The sequence below is a fragment of the Methylocystis sp. genome (assembly GCF_021731785.1).
GTDB lineage: Bacteria > Pseudomonadota > Alphaproteobacteria > Rhizobiales > Beijerinckiaceae > Methylocystis.
The window spans coordinates 1-2,988 of sequence record NZ_JAKFWS010000001.1 but is presented as its reverse complement, the minus strand read 5'-3'; the positions used below and the strand labels follow the sequence as shown (position 1 = coordinate 2,988).

4 protein-coding genes are annotated in these 2,988 nt (G+C 63.2%); 1 reads left to right on the top strand and 3 read right to left on the bottom strand.

What is annotated here, in order from left to right; translation table 11 throughout:
* The 3 genes from QZ964_RS00020 to QZ964_RS00010 all read right to left on the bottom strand — a co-directional run.
* Positions 1 to 310: PHP domain-containing protein (locus QZ964_RS00020; RefSeq protein ID WP_292527746.1), on the bottom strand; the 310-nt coding region annotated here is incomplete at its 3' end.
* 148 nt (positions 311 to 458) lie between these two features.
* Positions 459 to 857, bottom strand: a complete 399-nt coding sequence (locus tag QZ964_RS00015; RefSeq protein ID WP_292527745.1) for a hypothetical protein — start codon at positions 855 to 857, stop codon at positions 459 to 461.
* A 93-nt stretch (positions 858 to 950) separates the two neighbouring features.
* A complete protein-coding gene (locus QZ964_RS00010) occupies positions 951 to 1,289 on the bottom strand; it encodes a phasin family protein (protein ID WP_026222954.1) in 339 nt (112 codons plus the stop codon).
* A gap of 236 nt (positions 1,290 to 1,525) precedes the next feature.
* Between QZ964_RS00010 and QZ964_RS00005 the strand changes: the two genes are divergently transcribed.
* On the top strand, positions 1,526 to 2,988 hold a 1,463-nt coding region (locus tag QZ964_RS00005; protein ID WP_292527742.1), incomplete at its 3' end, for a serine hydrolase.

The following is a 2,988-nucleotide window of genomic DNA, read 5'->3' as shown; positions in this document are numbered from 1 at the left end:
AGCCCGCCTCGGTCTTGGCCAGCAGCACTATATTGGCGAAACGGTCGTCTCGCGCCGAGACTGCGCCACCCTTGCCGTCAGCGAAATCGACCCGGAGCTGTGCGCCTGCGATCGGTTGGAGGCCAGCCTTGGCCGCCTTCTCGGAAAATTCGAGGGCCGCGAAGAGATTATTGGTGTCGGTGACAGCCAGCGCGGGCTGGAGGTCGCGCACCGCGAGATCAATCAGCTTGCCGAGCGAAAGCGCGCCCTCGCGCAGCGAATAGGCGGTGTGGAGGTGAAGATGCACAAAGCCGGCTTCGGCGGCAGGCATGGTCGCAGGCCTTGGGGAACGCGGGGCGGATCGGGTCGAAGTCTACAGTTTGGCGCCCCGTCCCGGAACTCCTCGCGCGCCGCCGTCCCCAGATAGCGTGAAAAGCTGCGCCCGCCCCGACGGTTTCAGGTCTGGGGCGGAAAGCAGTCTATCGCTGCAAAACCGCGAAGCGGTGAACGTTCACGCCATATTCGGTGAGGAGCCGGTGCATCGCGGGAGAGAGGCGAACCACACGAGACGCGCTCAGATTCGAGCTGCAGTCGTTCTTGAGGCCGACGTATTTTGCGTGAAGGGCGTTCGCCTCGCCTTCGCCGACGGTTGAGCGGACCTGCTCAAGCACGGCGCTCACTTCCGGGCCGCTATATTGCTGGACCAGGGAACAGCCGATGCGCACATCCTGCGCAGTCGCGGGCATTGAAGCGCTCAGAAGAAACGCGCCAAACAGGGCGACGGCGGCGACGGCCGGCTTTCCATGACTCATGTGGTGCTCCTTGGCTAAAGACGGCCGTTCGGACTTTGCCTGACCACAGGTCTCGGCGTAGAGCACGAACGGCGCTCGGTCTAAAGCCCGGCGGAGGCGACAGCCTCCCCGGGGCTCATGTGTCCTAGCCGCGCTTTGGACGAACGTGTTTAGCGCCTATTACTCGGCCGGGCTATAGACTTTCGCGGCAGACTCGATCGGCTTGAACGCTTCCTTGGCGAGCGAGGTGTAGAGCTCGCCGAGCTTGGTCGCTTCGGCCATGAAATCCTCATAGGCGCTCTTGGCGAAATCGGACTGAAGCTGAAGCGCTTCGTCGATCTTCTTGACCGCGATCAGCTTTTCGGCCAGGACGCGGCTCTTTTCGAAGGATTTCTTGGAATAATCGGTGGTCTCGGCGGCGATGCTCTGCCAGCCCTTGGTCACCGCGGCCGCAGCGGCGGACACGGCTTCGAACTGCTCTTTGCCGAGCTTCTGAACGCTGTCGAAATTAGCTGCCATGGGTTCGTCCTCATGATTTTGGCGCAAAGGCGCCCTATGCGGCGCTATGCGCCCGCTCACGACTTTTTTATATGCAATGCACAAATTAAAGTCAATAAAAATGTTGCGGCGCAATAAACGTTGCGCGAGGCTAGCGCTTAACCAGCGGGTAACTGCAAGCCCTTAAATTGCCAAATCGTCACTTTTGGCGCGGCTGGGCGGTTGCGCGAACAACAGTGAAGTCAAGGGGCGCGTTTATGCTGAGATCGAGTTTGTCGGACCGCCTGCCGCGGCCCCGCTCCCTCGCGGCAAGCTTTGCCACGATCACGGTCCTCGTCACAATGTCGGCGATCCCCGCGGAGGCGCGCGGCAGACATCATTTTCATCATCGTAGCGCTTCTGACGACCGCAATTCGGCCGTTCGGGCGCGCGCCAACGCCAATAGCGATCCTGCCATCGGCGAGCATCGCGGCTTTTCGGCCATCGTCGTCGACGCCAACAGCGGCCGTGCGCTCTATGCCCGCTCCGAGCACGAGTTGCGCCATCCCGCCTCGGTGACAAAGGTGATGACGCTCTATCTTCTGTTCGAGCAGCTCGAACAAGGGCGGCTGCGCCTCGACTCGCCTCTGATGATTTCGCAACACGCGGCGGCGCAGGCGCCGTCCAAGCTGGGCCTGCGTCCTGGACAGACGATCAGCGTCGACAATGCGATCAAGGCGGTCGTCACCAAATCGGCCAACGACATCGCCTGCGCGATCGCCGAGAACGTCGCGGGCGACGAGCACAGTTTCGCGCAGATGATGACGCGCAAGGCCCATGCGCTCGGGATGCGCAACACCAATTATGAAAACGCGTCGGGACTTCCAGATCCAAATCAGGTCACGACGGCCTATGATCTCTCGGTGCTCGGACGCGCCATCCAGGAGCGCTTTCCGCGCTACTATCGCTATTTCTCGACGCCGAGCTTCGCCTACAACGGCGCGCTGCACCGAAATCACAATCATCTCCTCGGCCAGGTCGAGGGCATGGACGGGATCAAGACCGGCTATACGCGCGCGTCCGGCTTCAATCTTCTGACCTCCGTGCGCCGTCGCGGGCATCACATCGTCGCGGTGGTGATGGGCGGCAAGACCGCCTACGGGCGGGATCGCATCATGGCGGGGCTGATCGAGGAAAATATCGACGGCGGCTCTTCCGTAAGAACTGCGGCGGCGGTGAGCGAAGATCCGCGCGCCATCGAGGCGCAGGAGCGACTGGCTTCCGAGCGCGCGCTGCGCGCCGACCGCGCCGCGGAACGCGCCCAACAGATCGCCGCCGAGCGCATGGCTTATGCAGAGCCTCAGGAAAATTCGGCTGCGGAGCCCGAACCATTTGGCCGCCAGCTGAACGCTCCGGTTCCGGCGGCGACCATTCCGCAGCAGGAGAACGCCGAACGGCCAGCGGTTCGTCCGGCCTTCGTTTCTGGCGGGCAGAAGCGAACGAGCGACGACAGGGATGCGGAACGCAAGGGCGCGTCTCCCGGCGCAAAGGGCCGCGCCGGCGCAACGCCAGTCGCTGCGCGCGACGGCTCGACGACGAACGGCGCGCGTAAAATCGACGTTACGCCCGTGTCGACGACGCCTTCCGCCATTCGCGGCAGCGGCGCAAAATCACAGTCCAAAGCTGACGCCGCGCGTCCCGGGCGCCCGGGCTGGATGATTCAGAACGGCGCGACCGACGA

Excerpts from the sequence above, each read along its gene's own strand:
- QZ964_RS00010 (WP_026222954.1), bottom strand. The coding sequence starts at position 1,289 with ATGGCAGCTAATTTCGACAGCGTTCAGAAGCTCGGCAAAGAGCAGTTC.